Below are 17,845 nucleotides of genomic sequence, written 5' to 3'. Positions count from 1 at the left end.
ACGAATCTATCCGGTTTTCTTTTTTAACCTCTATTCAGCAATTAATGCTGTTTATACGTTAAAACGGAAGTGCATGATGTCGCCATCTTCCACCACATATGTTTTTCCTTCTACAGCCAATTTACCAGCTTCTTTACAAGCAGCTTCAGAACCTAAAGTAACGAAGTCATTATATTTGATGACCTCTGCACGGATGAAACCTTTTTCGAAGTCTGTATGGATTACTCCGGCAGCCTGTGGTGCGGTAAATCCTTTAGTAATCGTCCATGCACGTACTTCCTGAACACCAGCGGTGAAGTAAGTATATAAGTCTAATAAACGGTAAGCAGCAACAATCAGTTTGTTTACACCTGATTCGGTTAAACCAAGATCAGCTAAAAACTCCTGACGCTCTTCATAACTTTCCAGTTCCGCAATTTCTGATTCGATTTTAGCAGAGATCACCAATACTTCAGCTTTCTCGTCTTTTACCGCCTCTTTCACGCGATCTACATAAGCATTGCCATTGATCACAGAGTTCTCATCTACATTGCAAACATACATTACAGGCTTTTGAGTCAACAAACCCATATCTGCAATAAAGTCAAAATCTTCCGGAGCTACGGCTGCAGAACGTACAGATAATCCCGACTCAACATGAGTTTTGATCACACTTAAAATATCGAAAGTTCTTTTGGCATCCTTATCGGTTTTAGCCATTTTCTCCACTTTTTGAATACGTTTTGTAATCGTATCCAAATCTTTAAGTTGTAATTCTGTGTCAATGATTTCTTTATCGCGAATCGGATCAACTGAACCGTCAACGTGAATCACGTTTCCGTCGTCAAAGCAACGCAATACATGGATAATGGCACTTGTAGCCCTGATGTTACCCAAAAATTGATTGCCTAGTCCTTCACCTTTGGAAGCACCTTTCACTAAACCTGCAATATCAACAATCTCAATTGTATTTGGAACAATACGGTTTGGCTTTACCAATTCTGCCAATTTAGTTAACCTCTCATCTGGAACGGTGATGACACCAATATTAGGTTCGATTGTACAGAAAGGGAAATTAGCCGCTTGAGCTTTTGCGTTAGATAAACAGTTAAATAAGGTAGATTTTCCAACATTTGGTAAACCAACTATACCACATTGTAATGCCATGAATGATTTTTTCTAGTTTTGCCGCAAAGCTACCAATTTTTTAAAAATATTCTTTATGTTTAGGGTATCTAAAACTAATTAACGTTTAAAATACAGCGATATGGAAGAATTTGAAGAAACACAGACCGATCAGGCAGAGATAGAAACACTTATCATTACCGAAGATATGCGTAGCCATATCTATGAAACGGCTAAATGGGCAAAATTTCTATCAATAGTTGGTTTTGTAGGCTGCGTTTTGATGATTTTATTGGCTTTAACAATGCCGGTTGTGATGGAATCGCTGAATAAACTAGGTAAAAACACACTCGGTAATGGCAGTGTTGCGACCACTACAGCAACTTACCTGATCACCGGAATTCTTTATTTTTATCCCTCTTTGATGTTGTTCAAATATGCCAATTCCGCACAACAAGCAGTATTGTATATGGATCAGGAAAGCCTGGAAGAAGCAACAGCTAAAATGAAGTCCCTATTTAAATTTGTGGGAATCATGACGATCTGCACATTGGCGATCCTTGCGGTTTCGTTGTTGATTATTATAGTAGCTATTGGTGCTGCTACTTAATAAAAACAGCCAGCTATTGACAAAATAAATATGATAAAGAACAAGGCCTGTATCATTTAATGGTACAGGCCTTGTTCTTTATAGAAATCAGGTATAAACGGGCGTTTTTTGCTCTATGGTATGCTTAAAACTCATCATCTCTTTTTTTAGCAAACCTTCCAGATAAGGATTCATTAATTTGGAAAGGCCGATCCCTATTCCTCCTCCAGGCGGACGATAAGACAAGACAACTTTTAATAAGGTATCTCTACCATCTTCCGAAGGCGAAAATTCGACCCTGCCCACATGATGAATTAAAGAACCCGCAGCCGATTTCCAGCCAATCAGACGCCCCGGCTCTTCTTTTACAATTTCCGCATCCCAGTTTACCGCAAATAAATTCCCGATGACATTGGATTTCCAGGTCGACATATGTTCATCAATAACTTTCACATCTAAAAGATGCTGAATACTTCCCGGAAGATTATTTAAGTTTCGCCAATATAAAAATACTTCCTGTACAGGTTTTTCAATGACAAATTCTCCCCGGATATTTACAGCACGTGGTCTTCTGGCATCAATACCCAATTGTTCATAAAGCAAACAACGTCCTGTTGCCGCTCGATAGGCCATATATGCACCATAAAGAAACTTCGTTTTAGATGGTTTTCTAAGTCCCCAGCTAATCAAAGCGCCACTCAAAAACATAGATACCATGCGTTCCGACAAACCAATATTCGCATATTGGTGTTTTTCAATGGAAAATCTTCCTGCACTTAATTTTAAAGGATTGCTCATGATTTCTGACGTAGATTAATTTCTTTTCCAATGGAATCTATCCTCCAATGGTCAAGAATCCCCCATATTTGTTCCCATTTCCCATCCATTTCTTCCCGTAACTGGGTAATCCTGTCGGGGCCAATATAGCAGACAAAATACCGGGCACCATCACTGGTCTCCTCCGGTTTTACGGTAATGATGGTATCTGCACCATCTATATCCAGACGAATATCAAACTCATCTGGATGGGATAGGTTGTCTTTCATATTTAAGGGCTTAATTCCATTTTATATAACACATAAATTTGCTGAGTGTTTGCATGTCGCTGTATTTCAAGCCAAAATCATTTAATTTAATGGCAAAAAAAAAGAACTTACAGCCGCTTATATATTGCAATTTAGGGGCAATACCTAACCATAAATGAATTTTACTGTATGAATAAGTCATCATTTTTTTTCTTATGCTCTTTTTTGCTGAGTACCACCGGGGTTTTAGCACAAAAAGCTCCTGCTCCATACGGGGCTATTCCGAATAAAAACCAGCTGGCATGGCAGGATATGGAATATTATATGTTTATCCACTTCGGACCGAATACCTTTACTGATAAAGAATGGGGACATGGGGATGAGGATCCTAAAGTTTTCAATCCAACAAAGCTGGATGCCCGTCAATGGGCACGTACTGCAAAAGCAGCAGGTATGAAAGCGATCATCATCACTGCGAAACACCATGATGGTTTTTGCCTGTTTCCAAGTAAATACAGTACCCATACCGTAAGAGAAAGTGCCTGGAAAAATGGTAAAGGTGATGTATTAAAAGAACTTTCTGCTGCCTGTAAAGAGTATGGCCTGAAGTTCGGCGTATACTTATCGCCATGGGATCGTAACCACCCTAAATATGGCAGTCCGGAATATAATGATGTATTTGCCAAAACGCTGACAGAAGTGCATACCCAGTACGGACCTGTTTTTGAACAATGGTTTGACGGTGCAAAAGGAGAAAATGAGAAAAAACAGAATTATGATTTTAAGCTGTTCAACAGCATCGTGAGAAAATACAACCCACAAGCGATGATCTTTAGTGATATTGGTCCTGATGTACGTTGGATGGGGAACGAAAGAGGAGTTGCAGGTGCTACAAACTGGTCTACTTTAAATACAGATGGTTTTGGCGTTGGAGCAGATGCTCCCGCTGCTGGTGTTTTGAATACCGGAAATGAAAATGGTAAATATTGGATTCCTGCGGAAGTGGATGTTTCCATCCGGCCAGGATGGTTCTATAGTCCGGCTACAGATGATAAAGTGAAAACTTTAAAAGAACTGGTATCTATCTATGAAACCTCGATCGGGCGTAACGGAAATCTTTTACTGAACGTTCCGGTAAATCGTGAAGGATTGATTCATCCCAATGATTCTACAAGATTAATGGAGTTTAGAAAAACCATTGATGCCAGTTATAAAACAAATCTGGCTAAAGGCAAAAAAGTAAGCGTTAGTAATACCAGAAAAGGAGCACAGTTTGTAGCGGCACACCTGACTGATGGTAATCCGGCTACCTATTGGGCTACCGATGACCAGTTGAAAACTGCAAGCATTACGATTGATCTGGGGAAAGCAACTGAACTGAATCGGGTGGTGTTGCAGGAATATATTGCCCTGGGACAAAGGGTGAAATCATTCTCAGTGGAATATCTGGATGGAAATACCTATAAAAAAATAGACCAGCAAAGCACCATTGGTCATAAACGAATCCTTTCTTTTCCTACGATAACTACAAGTAAAATCCGCATTCATATTCTGGAAGCAAATGCCTGCCCGGTGCTTTCAGAAATAGCTGTGTATAAGGCGGCAGATCTATAAAATTCAACATCAACTCCCTATAAGCTCCATTTCGATGTGCTTATAGGGAGTTAAGGATAATCCCCATGGGGGTTATTTCCAGTGATTCGCTTTTTTCTGGTAAGCCCAGTAAAAGACGATTGGATATACAAAAAGGTTAAACAGGGTATTGGTGATTAAGCCCCCAATAACTACAATCGCTAAAGGTTTCGAAGCTTCAGCACCTATGCCCGTAGATAAAGCTGCAGGCATCAGCCCGATGGCTGCCATTAATGCCGTCATGATTACCGGGCGCATTCTACTCACTACCCCATCTTTAATGGCATCTGCAAAAGTCCAGTCCGCACGATGTTTCAACTCCAGCATGTTCTGCTTAAATTTGGTGATCAGGATTACCCCATTTTGAACGCAAATTCCAAAAAGTGCGATGAAACCTATTCCCGCAGAGATGTTGAAGTTGATGCCCGTAGCCAGAATCGCTAAAATGCCACCTACCATTGCAAAAGGTACATTATTCAATACCAATAAGGAATCTTTGATATTGCCAAACAGTACAAATAAGATGAAAAAGATAAGTAATAAACTGATTGGAACCGCCTGGGATAATCGGTTTGTAGCCCTTTGCTGGTTTTCAAAATCTCCAGCCCATTCCAGCTTATACTCTTTTGGAAGCTTGATTTTTTCATTTACTTTGGCCTGAGCTTCAGCAATCACACTCCCCATATCCCTTCCTCTGATAGAGAATTTAATCGCAGCATAGCGCTGGTGCTTGTCCCGGTAAATGATACTCGGACCTGTGATCTTTCTGATACTGGCGATCTCCCCCAAAGGAACTTTTGCTCCTGAAATAGTAGGGATACGCAGCTTGGCAATATCGCTTTCGTCTTTTCTGAAATCTTCGGGATAACGGATGATCAAATCAAATTTGCGCTCTCCTTCATAAATTTGAGTGGCTGCTTTTCCGCCAATGGCCATTTCAATGACCGCATTGGCATCCGCAGTACTCACCCCATATAATGCCATTTTCTTTTGATCCAGATTGATCTGTAACTCCGGCTGTCCCAGATTTCTTAAAATCCCTAAATCTTCAATGCCCTCTACAGTTTTTAAAATGTCTTCAATTTTCTCTTCTTCTTTTTCCATATACTGGAAATCCTGACCAAAAAGCTTGACCACAATAGATCCTTTTACTCCCGATACAGCCTCCTCTACGTTGTCGGAGATCGGTTGAGAAAAGTTCAGACTAATCCCGGGGAAACTCTTCAATTTCTCCTGCATCCTTTCAATCAGTTGTTCTTTACTCTGTTTTCGTTTCCACTCTTTTTTGGGATAAATGTCTACATGGAATTCCATGTTGTAAAACCCTGTGGCGTCAGTTCCATCATTCGGGCGACCGGTTTGCGACATCACCTGTTTCACTTCCTCGAAGCTTAAAAATATCTTTCTTAGTTCATTAGAGAGCTTTTTTGTTTCATCAAGTGAAATGCTAAGTGGCCCGGTAGCGCGCACATAAATGGAGCCCTCATCCAGCGTTGGCAGGAATTCCGTGCCCATAAATTTATAACTGAACAGCCCGGCAATCAGGATGATCATGGAAAATCCGAATGCTAGTTTCCTGAATTTAAAACACTTTTCGAAGAAAATGGTCACGTATTTAGTGAGGAACTCTAAAAAAATATTGTGTTTCTCCCTGACATTTTTCTTCAGCAACACACTGGCCAGCGCAGGAACCAAGGTAAAGGTAAGGAGTAAGGCACCCAATAAAGCAAAACTTAAAGTCCAGGCCAATGGAGAAAACATTTTTCCTTCCACCTTCTCGAAGGTAAAGATGGGTAGTAAACCGGTAATGATGATCAGCTTGGCAAAGAAAATACCCTTTCCATTCTCCAGACAAGCTTTCTTGATCAATCCCAATTTGCTCAGCCCATTGAATTTCTGCATCCCAACTTTTTTGGCTTTATGGTCGAGGGCCACAAAAATGCCCTCAACCATGACTACAGCACCATCAATAATGATCCCGAAGTCGATCGCCCCCATAGATAATAAGTTGGCCGACATGCCCTTCAGCTTCAAACAAATGAAGGCAAAGAGCAAGGCTAAAGGAATGATAATAGATACAATCAGCGTAGTTCGCCAGTCTGCCATAAAAAGGAATACAATCAGGGTGACAAAAATAATCCCCTCCATCATATTGCCCATAACTGTATGTGTGGCATAGTTCACCAGATCTTCCCGATCATAAAAGGGGCTAATCTTTACGCCTGCCGGTAATATGTTTTCATTGATATCTTTGATCTTTTCTTTAAGATTACTGATGACTTCGCTCGGATTTTCTCCTTTGCGCATCACCACGATCCCTTCAACCACGTCGGGATCCTGGTCCCGGCCAACCTGTCCTAAGCGAGGCAATGCCGATTCTGCGACTTCTGCGATCGTCTTTACGTAAACCGGAGTTCCGTTAAAGTTATCCACCACCACATTTTTAATCTCTTCAATATTGTTCAATATTCCGATGCCACGAACCACATAAGCTTGTCCGGCCTGAACAATCACATCTCCGCCAACATTGACGTTACTTTTGGAAACAGCATCGAATAATTCAGTTGCAGTAACACCATATTGTATCGCTTTCTGTGGATCTACAGTAATCTGGTAAGTCTTCACTTCACCGCCGAAGCTCACTACATCCGCGATTCCTGGAACAGAAAGTAATTCCCGTTGAATGACCCAGTCCTGCAAAGTCTTTAATTCTCTGACTGATTTTTGATCACTCGTTAAAGTATAGCGGAAAATTTCTCCTGTTGGCCCGTAGGGAGGTTGTATTTCTGGCCTAAGCCCATCAGGTAAATCTGCATCTTCAATATGGTTGTTCACCTGCACCCGAGCTTCGGCATAATCCACATCATCTTCAAATGTGATTTTGACAATAGAAAGGCCAAAAAGAGAAGAAGAGCGGATGCTCGTTCTTTTCTGGGTAGGATTCATCGCAATCTCCAAAGGCCTGCTTACAAATTTTTCTACCTCCTCAGCACTTCGTCCCGGCCATTGGGTAATGATGGTGATATTGGTATTGGTGACATCAGGAAAGGCTTCAATGGTGGTATGCTTGAAACTGAGGTATCCAGCCAGGATCAAAATAAAGGTGGCAAAAAATATAAAGTATTTGTTATTGAGCGAAAAGCCAATAACCATCTTAATGAATTTATTCATTACAGCTGTTTTTTTAGTGATGAATAGATTAGTTTTTCAGGCTTTCATACAGGAAAACCTGTTTGGACGCAATAACACGGTCACCTGCATTCAAACCTTTACTGATATAGGCTTTATCAGCGGTTTTACGGCCGATTTCTACTTCCTGAATGCGGATTTTATTGGTTGCATCCAATAGAAGTACATAGTTTTTATTTTCATCGAAAATGATGCCTCTGGAGTTGACCACCGGCAAATCGATTCCTGATTTTGCAGCAATCATCACTGTTGCCATCATGCCTGGTTTTAGTAAATATCCGGGATTGGCAATAATCACCCTCGCATTGATCACCTTACTCTCATTATCAATCATATTGTAAATCTTATTGATCCTTCCTTTGAACATTTTATCCGGATAGGAGAGGATGGAGAGCTGAACTTCGTCACCTTCTTTGATTTTGGAGATATCGGATTCGTAAATATTGACCATTGCCCATACCGTAGACAGATCAGCCACAGTAAACATCTTATTGTCATTGTCAGGCCGAACCTGCATGTTTACATTTACATTTTTATCAATAATGAAGCCTGATAAAGGTGATTTTATCGTGTAATTGCCAGTATGATTGCCTCCATTTAATCTAAGGGTAGCCAGGGCGCGTTTGTTTTCTGCCTGTTTGATCAACAGGTCATTTTTTGCTTCTTCCAATTCTCTGCTGGAAGATAAACCGCTTTTAAACAGTTCTTCCGCCTGTTTAACCTGTCTTTCTGCAGTCCTTAATTCGGCAGCAGCACTGCTGGCTTCTTTATCAAATCCAGCCATTTCTGCACTGCCCATGGTAGCCAGTACCTGACCAGCAATCACTTTATCCCCCAATCTAACGGGCACACTACGTACTGTTCCACTCAACATGGGAAAGATATCAGCTTTGCGCTCTTCATTGGCAGTGATCTTTGCGGAAAAATTCAAATCTGTTCTGTTGTTGGCCTGTTGCACAGTGTCAACTAGCAGCCTGTTGATCAGGGAGTCGGTCACCGCAAATTTTTCAGATACCGGTGCTTCTTTGGAGCTGCTGCAACTCTGACTGGCGATAACCAGTCCAATAAAACTGAGTTTACTGATGTTTTTTATTATGATTTGCATGGGAATGGAATATTTTAAATGGGCTTTGCTTATTTGAAAATGGTAGAACCGGTAACGTAATTGATTTCTTCTTTTGCATTCATACGTTCATACTTCAGTTGGTTCAATTGCAATGTGTTTTCTTTATAGGAATCGTAGAAGTCCAGAAATTCCATGAGGCTGAGGTTTCTGCTGCGGTAATTTTTAGTGACTTCCTGAATTAACTTCGAAAAATCAGCACTGAAATTAGGATCCAGACTTTGGTACAGGCTTTCTGTTCTTAATGCAGATTTATAGCTGTTGAACACTTCATTTTCAAGGGCATTTTCTTTTTGTTTGTAATTTATATTCCCCGCATCAATTGCAATTCGTGCTTTTTTGATTTCAGCCTGATTTCTATTGAAAAGTGGCAGGGGAATTTTCACACCCAATCCCGTATATTTTTCCGGATAATTACCTTTTAGGTCATAGCTTAATGAAAGTTCGACATCAGGAATCGCATTGGCTTTTTGTACACTGAGGTTGTGTTCCGCATAGCTGATTTCTGATTTTGCCATTTGCAGATCCGCACGGTTGGCCTTTGCACTTTCCAGCAGTTGCAGGTAAGGTTGTTTTTCCAATGAATAGTTTTGCTCATCTTCTATCGGAATGCTGAGTTGTAGCCATACATCAGCTTTGATATTGGTCATTAATTTTAATGCGCTTTCCATATCCTCTATGTCATTGAGTAAAATGGTGTATTCGCCCTTTAGATTGTACAATAACGATTTGATCCTGATGATGTCTTTTTGTGCAATATTTCCTAGTTTGAGCTGTTGCGCGGAGGCTTGTAATAATTGGTCTAAAGCCTGAATTTGTTGCTCATAGATAGACGCAGATTGCTGTGCATAATAAGCTTTGTAAAAATCGCTCCGTAACTGATAGCGTAAAGTACGCATCAGATCGAAGTAGGCGTATTCGGCTACACGTACTCCGGTTTTGGCCAGCTGAATGTTCTTGTTTCTTTTACCGGCAAGCTTGATCAACTGCGAGATTTGCGCGCTGTATTGACCGCTAGCCCTGGAGGTTTCCAGGAATCTTTTAGTTTCATGGTTATAGAACAGGTTCTCATAGCTGAGCTCGGGATTGTCAAACAGTTTGGCCGCAATGATTTCTGCTTTGGCTTGCTCAGTCTGATAATTTTGGGCAATGAGTTCGTAGTTTCCCTTGATAAATAATTGCTCTGCTTCCCTGAGTGTGAGTTTTAGACTGTCTTGAGCCATGCTCAATGAACTGAAACCTAGAAATAGCAAGCTAGTCAGGATTAATTGTTTCTTCATCCCCGGCAAAACTATCAGGGGGGAATTAAACCCTAATTAAATAGAAATTAAAAGGGCATTAAAACTTTGGAAAGTGAAGGATAAAAGTAGCACCCTTATTTTTTTTAGAATGTACTTCAAGAGTTCCTTGAAAGAGGGTAATGATTTTATGTGCCATATAAAGGCCCATTCCCTTACCTTGATGGCCACTTTCAGTGCTAAAGCTATAGAAAGGTTTAAAGATTTCTGTTTGTATGGCCTCCGGAATACCAGGCCCTTTGTCTGTAATAGCAATCACTGTTTCTTGCGCCTGAATATCCAGTAGACAATGGACATCCTGATGATCAGAAAATTTGAAAGCATTAGAGATGATGTTGTTTAGCGCGATTCCCAATAAGGTAGGATTGGCCTTTATGAGTAGTTCAGCAGGATCTTCAGGCATGTTTTTAATGTCAACGATCAGCTTCGCTGTTCCTTTTTGGTTCCATTCCGTTGAAATTGCCCATAGTGTTTCATCAATCCTGATGTCCTGAAGTTCCGGTGCCCCGAATTCCAGGTCTGCCTGGGCGAGGTTCAATAAACCAGTAATGATGTTGTCCATCTTTTCAGAATCTTCCATCATAGAAAGTAAGGCTTTTTTATAATCCTCGATTTGCCTTTCCTGAGATAAGGTAATTTCAGCACCAATCAGCATTCTGGTAACAGGAGTTCTCAATTCATGGGAGGCATTGGCAATAAAAGTTTTCTGCAAGACAAAAGCCTGTTCCAAATGTTCCATCAGGTTATTGAAATTTTGCGCCAGCAAATTGATTTCATCTTTATTATTTCCTTCCTGAACCCTAAAATGAAGGTTGTTTGATTTAATCTGTTTCACTTCCTCGATAAACAGATCCAGTGGTTTTAGTATCTTTTTGGCAATCCATCTTCCGGAAAGCAATAGGCCAATAAAAATGAAGACAAAAATCATCACCATGATCTTTTGCAATTTCTCTATCCTCACATGTGTACTTTGATCTATTCCAGAAGCAAGGATCACGAAATCACCCTGATTGTCTTTATAAAAAATGCCAACCACCTGTCTGTCGCCATCAATGAATTGAACTTTCTTGTTCTTCCGGACTTTATCAATGGTTTCATGGCTCCAGTATTGCTGGTCGTCCCCAATAAATGTTGCACTGTTATTGGCATTGTATATCCGGATGACCTCGCCATTTAAAGTTTCGAGGTATTGATTTCTAACCGTATTCAAGGAATCCGCAGAGATTTCATCTGCCTCCAGGTAAAGCTTGGCGGTCACCATAGTCCGGTCAGTCAGCCGGTCGAAAAAATCTGCTTCCAAAAACTTGATGAAGGTAAAGTAGACCGCACATAGTACTGCCAGCAGGGTTAAAGTGCTGATCAGTGTGAAGTACAAGGAAAGGCGGTCTTTTAATTTCATCTATTAAGGTTATTTCAGGATATAGCCCATCCCAATTTTAGTGTGGATTAGTTTTCTGTCAAAGCCCTTCTCTATTTTCTTACGTAGGAAATTGATGTATACGTCAATCACATTGGTTCCGGTATCAAAACTAATATCCCAGGCATTTTCTGCAATGTATTGTCGCGAAAGCAGGCGGTTTGGGTTGCGTAAAAATAATTCCAGCAAGGTGTATTCCTTTGCCGTCAGTTCAATGTTTATTCCTGCCCTTTTGACTTCCTTGCTATAGGTATTTAAGCTGATGTCCTCAAAACTAAGCATCTGATCTTCATTGTTGTGCTTACTGAAGCCATGTTGTCTACGCAATAATGCCTCAATTCTGGCAAGTAACTCTTTGAAATGGAAGGGTTTCAGGAGGTAGTCGTCGGCTCCGGAATTTAATCCTGTCACCTTATCGTCAATTGTTCCTAATGCGGTGAGCATCAGAATCGGAAGCTGCTTGTCCGTATGACGCAGGGCTTTACACACCGCTATGCCATTTAATCCGGGCATCATAATGTCCAGAATCACCAAATGAAAATCCTGTTCTTTAAAAGTTTTAAGGGCTTGTTCACCATTCGATTCAATAGTAACAAGGTATCCTTGCTCTTCCAACCCGGTTTTGATCAATCCGGCTATCTTGAGGTCATCTTCTGCTAATCCGATTTTAAACATACCTGAAAAATGGTTTTTGATGAAGGCACAAATGTAGATTAAAAATAGTCATCCTGCTCATTTCTTCCTATCTCTCAGGATATCAATTGATTTGTTAATACAATCTTACTCTTTCTTTCATATAAAAAAGCGTATCTTTGCAAAATATTGTTTCCCTGGAGCGGATTAACCTTAAAAAACGGGCTGATTTTCAAAGACAATAATTGCATTAAAAATATTTATGAAGAAGATTGTTGACTACAGAAAACTATTAGGTGTACAAAAGGATGCCGAATTAAAAGAATTGAAGACCATTTACAGGAATTTGATGAAAGATTGGCACCCGGATAAATTCCAGGATAGTGAAGAAGCTAAAGCGGAAGCGGAAACTAAAAGTAAGGAGATCATTGAAGCATATCATTTCTTAGTAAGTATTGCTCCAGAAACATTAGAGCTTTCAATTGAAGAATACACGCAAACTACTACAAACTGTGGTATTGCTGACTATACCTGGGCAGGTTTGGTTTTAACCGTTCATTTCCTGGATGGTAGCGCTTATGAATACTTTGGTGTTCCTAAAGCAATCTACGTGAAATTGGTAAATGCTGATTCACCTGGTAGATTCGCACGTCGTCATATCTTCAATTCATTCCCATACAGAAATATAGCTAAACTACAAACTGCATAAGCGCAGCTTTTAGTGACATTATATATTTAATTTCCTTAAAAGGGGTTACAGGCAGGGTGCTTTGTAACCCCTTTTTTATTTCCATATGCCTTTCTCCATAAACGTATGGTACAAGATGACCGTAATAATTCAGAATTGAATAGCGTAATTTTTTCTTGAAATTTCTGTTAAAATGCACAAACAATGTTTATCGACTTTTGTTTAATCCATATTGTTGTCATATGGATGAATACCTGTTTTTTTAACCTGATCGTCGTTTTATGCAAGAATAATCTACTGAAATTTTAATCAAAAATTACAACTATGAAAAAACTATTTACTTTAATTTTAACGGTGTTTACCTATGTTTCTGCATTCTCTCAGGGACATTATACCGGTTCTGCATTTAATCCTGGCGACTATTTTGCACCTCATGCTGGCTTTATTATTCCGGTATGGTATGGCTTTGCCGACATGAATTATTACAATGGTCAAGGTGATAAATCTGATAAACTGATCAATCCTGCACCTGGAAACCCTACTTCACTCGATATCAAGCAGAATGTAAAAACACATTCTTTTATCCTGATGGCGATTTATGGTGGTAAAGGAAAAATACTAGGTGCAAATTGGGGTATGATGGCCATTCCAATGTTAAATAGCCCAACCGCAAACATCGCACTGGATTATTATTCCAGTCAGACAGGGTCTGGAACTTATGTCTTCAAGAATAAAAGTGTTGGATTTGGCGACATGTATGTGCAACCCGTATGGCTTTCCTGGACTCAACAAAAATTCAGCTATGCCTTTAACTACGGATTCTGGGCGCCTACAGGTAAATTTAAACCACATGGATTGGATAATGGAGGTTTAGGGTATTGGTCGCATAACATTAGAGGAGCAGTGAGGTATAAGCCAAATAAAAAGGTTGGGCTAACGGCAGCTTCTACATTTGAAATTAACCAATGGCAGAAAGACATTGACTTTAAAGAAGGAAGCCACCTGACCATCGATCTTGGGGGTACTTATTTATTAGACAACAGAGGAGATGAAGTGGGGATGTTTGCACACCATACCACCCAGATTAGCGACGATAAGGGATCAAACGGAGGATTTGCCTCAGATCGTATTTATGGTATCGGAGGCTTTGGCTCTTATTGGATCACTCCTAAAAAAATTGGGGTGATGGCAAGGGTAACTCAAAACTTTGCAGCTAAAAATAGGTTCGCAGGTACTGCAGTTCAGGTTGGGGTGAATATCCTGATTCCAACAGATCACTAGTGTATTTGATGAACGCTTAGACCGTATTTTAATTTATTGATTTTATCTTTTTATGGCTGGACAATTTAATCCCTATCCCGGGTTAAATTGTTCAGCTTTTTTTTTAGCCTAACCTAGCTGGCTTCCGGGAGGGAGATTATTCTGAAATTTAATTATTGGTTAACTGTTGATGAGCGCTACATCGGCTCCTCATTTACCTTTTGTTCTTATGCTTTCCTATTGCTGATGTGTTGCTCAGGCAAAACTGAAGTAAAAGAAATGCAACACAAAAGCAAAACAGGAGCAAAACAGATAGGGCACTTTACCGGGAAATTAATAAGATAATTTCAGGAGGATTTTCATTTTGTTGTTGCTCTGGAGATTTGCCCGGATTAAATTCCAAACTAATGATTTTCGATATTTAGTTGGAGATAATTATTTTCTTTATTGTTGTTTTTGTTGCACTCAGTTTAGTGTTGCTGCGCCTAGCCCTTAGGAGAAATTAACCGGATAATTTGGGGGAATATAGGTTCGTTTCGTTGTTGAATTGAAATATTCCTGTATTTTTACTTTTACCCTATAAAGAGGCAGGAGAGGAGAAAATCATTATGGAGCAGATCAACATTAGAAGACATGAAACCAGGGATAGCGCCCGCCTTTTGACCCTATTGAGGTTAAATACACCTGAATACTTTTCTCCAAGTGAAGAAGCAGACTTTATCGATTACCTGGACCATTTTGCTGATCAGTACTATATATTGGAATTGAATGGGGAAATTCTTGGTTGTGGAGGTTTCAATTTGTCTGAAGATGGGAAAATGGGTAAAATTTCCTGGGATATTTTTCATCCTGATAGTCAGGGGAAAGGACTGGGAACTGCATTAACTAAGTTTAGAATCCAGAAGATGAAAGAAATCCCAGGGATAGAAACGATTTCTGTAAGAACTTCGCAAATGGCTTATCAATTTTATGAGAAATTTGGACTGGAGCTTAGGGAGGTGGTAAAAGATTATTGGGAGGTCGGTTTTGATTTGTACAGATTAGACAGAGATATTCACTTAATTTAAAAAAAATCCAGCATGAAATTTTTTACACTGATCATTATTTTTACCCTTGCCTGTTTTCCTTTTCAGGAAAGTAGCGCACAAAGTTCACAAAAGAATAGTGCTGCAGTGTTAAATCATATTGCAGTATACGTAACTGATCTGCAAAAATCTACCGATTTCTATAAAAGTGTATTTGAATTTAAGCAGATCCCTGAACCTTTTCATGATGGTAAGCATACCTGGTTCAGTTTGGGGGCTGCCGGACAACTCCATCTAATTCAGGGTGCCAAAGCGAAAGGGAACTTCGATAAAAATGAGCATCTGTGTTTTAGTGTAGCAGAAATCAAGCCTTTTATAGAAAAAATTAAAGCCCGGCATATCGCCTATGAAGATTGGGCAGGCAGCGCCCAAAGTATTACCCTAAGAGTAGATGGAATCCAACAGATTTACTTTCAGGATCCGGACGGACATTGGCTAGAGGTCAATGATGATCATCAATAACAACCTTTGGCAAATGTCATTTGCTAAGAAACCTACAAAACCAAACACAATACACAAATGAAAAAAGTAACAGTAATGCTTTCCCTGCTTTTAACGGTAGGGAAGGTATCTGCCCAGGTAGAATCAAAACCCTATGAAGGGGTGCCAGGCTGGGCGGAAACAAAAGAGCAACGCATGAAGTGGTTCAACAATGCCCGCTTCGGAATGTTTATTCACTGGGGATTATATAGCGCTGCGGGAGGTTCCTGGAAAGGTAAACAATATCCACAGCACTATGCCGAATGGATTCAAACCTGGGCACAGGCACCAAGTAAGGAATATGCGGCAGAGCTGAAACCAAAGTTTACCGCTTCCAAATTTAAAGCTGATGACTGGGCGGCATTGGCAAAAGAGGCAGGTATGAAATACATGGTGATCACTTCAAGACACCATGAAGGTTTCAGTATTTTTAATAGTAAAGCAGCTTATTCCTTAAATAATCCCATTACCGGCGGTACTAATATCTCTCCGAAAGGAAGAGATTTGTATGGAGAAACTGTTGCAGCTTTTAAAAAGGCAGGCTTAAAAACCGGCGCTTATTATTCCTTGTTAGATTGGCAACATCCGGATTCTTATGATAAATTTTCGGCCAATCCAGCTAAGGAAAACCCTAATTATGAAGTCTATAAAGATTATTTGTACGGACAGATTAAGGAATTGGCGAATAACTACGGTAAAATGGATATCCTCTGGTTGGACTTTAGTTCAAAAAACAGACAAGGGGAAACCTGGGGTACCAAACGTATCCTCACCGACCTGATCAAATGGCAACCGGATATCCTGGTGAATAACCGTTTCTGGGATGGACTTGAAAATAAAAACGGGGATATGGGCACACCTGAAAAATACGTTCCACCAACAGGATTGCCTGGAATGAACTGGGAAGTCAGCCATACCACAAATGAGAGCTACGGCTATAGTGCACATGATAAAAACTGGAAGTCTTATGATAAGATGATGCATTTGTTCATTGAAACGGTAAGTAAAGGCGGAAACTTTTTGTTAAACGTAGGTCCTGATGCGGAAGGGCAGATTCCTGAACCGGCTGTTGCGATCTTAAAGCAAATCGGAACATGGATGAAAGTAAATAATGAGGCAATCTATGGTACTACTGCCAGTCCATTCCAACCTTTAGATTGGGGATATGCAACGCAAAAAGCAGGAAAACTGTATCTGGAAGTCTTTGATGTTCCAAAAGACAATGCATTGGAAGTACCATTATCCAATGAAGTCACTAAAGCTTATATTTTAGGAGCTAAAGGTAAAAATTTAGTATTGAAAAGTACAGCTAAAGGAAAGGTCGTTCAGTTGCCGGCAGATTTCTCAGGTCCTAAACCGATGGTGCTGGTGCTGGATATTAAAGGAACACCAAAAGTTTTAAATAACCGGGTAAACTCGCTGGCTGATGGAAGGATGATATTAACTGCAAACCAGGCAGTGCTGACTGGAAACTCCGGAATAAAGCTGAAAGGAGCATCAACACACGATCCTAACAGGCCAAATACAATTGCTTTCTGGAACCATAAATCAGATGCTGCTTACTGGGATATGAAAGTTCAGCGTCCAGGTAAGTACAAAGTCATGATCAATTACTTTGCAAATGCAAACACTGCCGGAGAGTTGAGCATTTCTTTGGAGAAAAATACATTGAATTATATGATGCCTGCTTCGGAAAGTCCTGCTTTCAAAGATGTAGAGGCAGGTATAGTCGATATTTCTCAACAAGCTATTGGCGCTGAATCTTTAAGATTGCAGTTGCAACTTTTAAGTTTAAAAGGGCAGTCGATGCCGGAAATTACCAGCATTACCCTGATCCCAATGTAACCGGAGTCAATTGTCTAAATTGAAATGAGTTTGAAAAGGCTGGAAATCTGAGGATTTTCAGCCTTTTTTACTGTGCTGCCCAGCCCAAAAATAGATGCCCATGTCGGATGAAAAAGTGGTTTTGTATTTTAAAAGATAGGAGATGAGTATCATCATCAGGAGTATGGTCAGGAGTAAACAACTGAACAACCAGAAATAGGAGTTGGCTGTTAAAATAGTCATAATGTTCAATCGGTTCATTTGAAGTGATTTATTGTGATTTTTAAAGGATCTGCTTAAACAGAGGCTAAAATACGAGCTGGCTTTGAGCAAGAGAAAAGTAATTGACCAGCAGCAGGCAATATTCGACCAATGGTGGATGGCAAGGGATGAAGCTCATGAAAGAATAAATCCTTTTGAATGCTGTTTAGCTAAAATAATTAGTAAAATAATTAAAATGTCAATTATTTTAGCATAACTTTGTAGGCAATAAAACTT

General features: G+C 39.9%; 17 protein-coding genes. 8 read left to right on the top strand and 9 right to left on the bottom strand.

Annotated elements, in window-relative coordinates; translation table 11 throughout:
- Nucleotides 1-51: 51 nt before the first annotated feature.
- Complete coding sequence (gene ychF / locus R2Q94_RS17505) at nucleotides 52-1,146, bottom strand: redox-regulated ATPase YchF (RefSeq protein ID WP_316822767.1); 1,095 nt, start codon at nucleotides 1,144-1,146, stop codon at nucleotides 52-54.
- Between the two features lie 100 nt (nucleotides 1,147-1,246).
- Between ychF and R2Q94_RS17500 the strand changes: the two genes are divergently transcribed.
- A complete protein-coding gene (locus R2Q94_RS17500; protein WP_316822766.1) occupies nucleotides 1,247-1,714 on the top strand; it encodes a DUF5362 family protein in 468 nt (155 codons plus the stop codon).
- A gap of 87 nt (nucleotides 1,715-1,801) precedes the next feature.
- Here R2Q94_RS17500 and R2Q94_RS17495 read toward each other — a convergent pair whose 3' ends face one another.
- The gene (locus tag R2Q94_RS17495) at nucleotides 1,802-2,491 is read right to left on the bottom strand and encodes an SRPBCC family protein (RefSeq protein WP_316822765.1); all 690 of its coding nucleotides are present in this window, start codon (nucleotides 2,489-2,491) and stop codon (nucleotides 1,802-1,804) included.
- On the bottom strand, nucleotides 2,488-2,739 hold the full coding sequence (locus tag R2Q94_RS17490; protein WP_316822764.1) for a hypothetical protein: 252 nt from the start codon (nucleotides 2,737-2,739) through the stop codon (nucleotides 2,488-2,490). Before R2Q94_RS17490 ends, R2Q94_RS17495 begins: the two co-directional genes overlap by 4 nt.
- A gap of 168 nt (nucleotides 2,740-2,907) precedes the next feature.
- Between R2Q94_RS17490 and R2Q94_RS17485 the strand changes: the two genes are divergently transcribed.
- On the top strand, nucleotides 2,908-4,332 hold the full coding sequence (locus R2Q94_RS17485; protein WP_316822763.1) for an alpha-L-fucosidase: 1,425 nt from the start codon (nucleotides 2,908-2,910) through the stop codon (nucleotides 4,330-4,332).
- A 72-nt stretch (nucleotides 4,333-4,404) separates the two neighbouring features.
- Here the strand turns inward: R2Q94_RS17485 and R2Q94_RS17480 are convergent, their stop codons facing one another.
- Genes R2Q94_RS17480 through R2Q94_RS17460 form a run of 5 tightly spaced genes read right to left on the bottom strand, consistent with a single transcriptional unit; the run spans nucleotide 4,405 to nucleotide 12,052 of the window.
- Nucleotides 4,405-7,521: a CusA/CzcA family heavy metal efflux RND transporter gene (locus tag R2Q94_RS17480; RefSeq protein WP_316822762.1), complete on the bottom strand. Its 3,117-nt coding sequence runs from the start codon at nucleotides 7,519-7,521 to the stop codon at nucleotides 4,405-4,407.
- Between the two features lie 28 nt (nucleotides 7,522-7,549).
- The gene (locus R2Q94_RS17475) at nucleotides 7,550-8,644 is read right to left on the bottom strand and encodes an efflux RND transporter periplasmic adaptor subunit (protein WP_316822761.1); all 1,095 of its coding nucleotides are present in this window, start codon (nucleotides 8,642-8,644) and stop codon (nucleotides 7,550-7,552) included.
- 29 nt (nucleotides 8,645-8,673) lie between these two features.
- Nucleotides 8,674-9,942: a TolC family protein gene (locus R2Q94_RS17470; RefSeq protein WP_316822760.1), complete on the bottom strand. Its 1,269-nt coding sequence runs from the start codon at nucleotides 9,940-9,942 to the stop codon at nucleotides 8,674-8,676.
- 58 nt (nucleotides 9,943-10,000) lie between these two features.
- On the bottom strand, nucleotides 10,001-11,359 hold the full coding sequence (locus tag R2Q94_RS17465) for a HAMP domain-containing sensor histidine kinase (RefSeq protein WP_316822759.1): 1,359 nt from the start codon (nucleotides 11,357-11,359) through the stop codon (nucleotides 10,001-10,003).
- A 9-nt stretch (nucleotides 11,360-11,368) separates the two neighbouring features.
- Nucleotides 11,369-12,052, bottom strand: coding sequence for a response regulator transcription factor (locus tag R2Q94_RS17460; protein WP_316822758.1), 684 nt, complete (start codon nucleotides 12,050-12,052; stop codon nucleotides 11,369-11,371).
- Nucleotides 12,053-12,272: 220 nt separating this feature from the next.
- Here R2Q94_RS17460 and R2Q94_RS17455 point away from each other — a divergent pair, with 220 nt between their 5' ends.
- The 5 genes from R2Q94_RS17455 (at nucleotide 12,273) to R2Q94_RS17435 (ending at nucleotide 17,368) form a co-directional block, all read left to right on the top strand.
- The gene (locus R2Q94_RS17455; RefSeq protein WP_316822757.1) at nucleotides 12,273-12,719 is read left to right on the top strand and encodes a KTSC domain-containing protein; all 447 of its coding nucleotides are present in this window, start codon (nucleotides 12,273-12,275) and stop codon (nucleotides 12,717-12,719) included.
- A gap of 303 nt (nucleotides 12,720-13,022) precedes the next feature.
- Nucleotides 13,023-13,979, top strand: coding sequence for a transporter (locus tag R2Q94_RS17450; RefSeq protein ID WP_316822756.1), 957 nt, complete (start codon nucleotides 13,023-13,025; stop codon nucleotides 13,977-13,979).
- A gap of 587 nt (nucleotides 13,980-14,566) precedes the next feature.
- A complete protein-coding gene (locus R2Q94_RS17445) occupies nucleotides 14,567-15,025 on the top strand; it encodes a GNAT family N-acetyltransferase (RefSeq protein WP_316822755.1) in 459 nt (152 codons plus the stop codon).
- Between the two features lie 12 nt (nucleotides 15,026-15,037).
- A complete protein-coding gene (locus R2Q94_RS17440) occupies nucleotides 15,038-15,505 on the top strand; it encodes a VOC family protein (RefSeq protein WP_316822754.1) in 468 nt (155 codons plus the stop codon).
- A 57-nt stretch (nucleotides 15,506-15,562) separates the two neighbouring features.
- Nucleotides 15,563-17,368, top strand: coding sequence for an alpha-L-fucosidase (locus tag R2Q94_RS17435; RefSeq protein ID WP_316822753.1), 1,806 nt, complete (start codon nucleotides 15,563-15,565; stop codon nucleotides 17,366-17,368).
- Between the two features lie 57 nt (nucleotides 17,369-17,425).
- Here R2Q94_RS17435 and R2Q94_RS17430 read toward each other — a convergent pair whose 3' ends face one another.
- On the bottom strand, nucleotides 17,426-17,608 hold the full coding sequence (locus R2Q94_RS17430) for a hypothetical protein (RefSeq protein WP_316822752.1): 183 nt from the start codon (nucleotides 17,606-17,608) through the stop codon (nucleotides 17,426-17,428).
- A gap of 64 nt (nucleotides 17,609-17,672) precedes the next feature.
- Between R2Q94_RS17430 and R2Q94_RS17425 the strand changes: the two genes are divergently transcribed.
- Entirely contained in the window at nucleotides 17,673-17,825 is a 153-nt protein-coding gene (locus R2Q94_RS17425) for a hypothetical protein (RefSeq protein ID WP_316822751.1), read from the top strand.
- Nucleotides 17,826-17,845: the final 20 nt, after the last annotated feature.

Source organism: Pedobacter gandavensis (genome assembly GCF_032678465.1).
Classification (GTDB): domain Bacteria; phylum Bacteroidota; class Bacteroidia; order Sphingobacteriales; family Sphingobacteriaceae; genus Pedobacter; species Pedobacter gandavensis_B.
The sequence above is the reverse complement of the archived record's forward strand: the minus strand, read 5'-3'. Positions and strand labels throughout refer to the sequence as shown.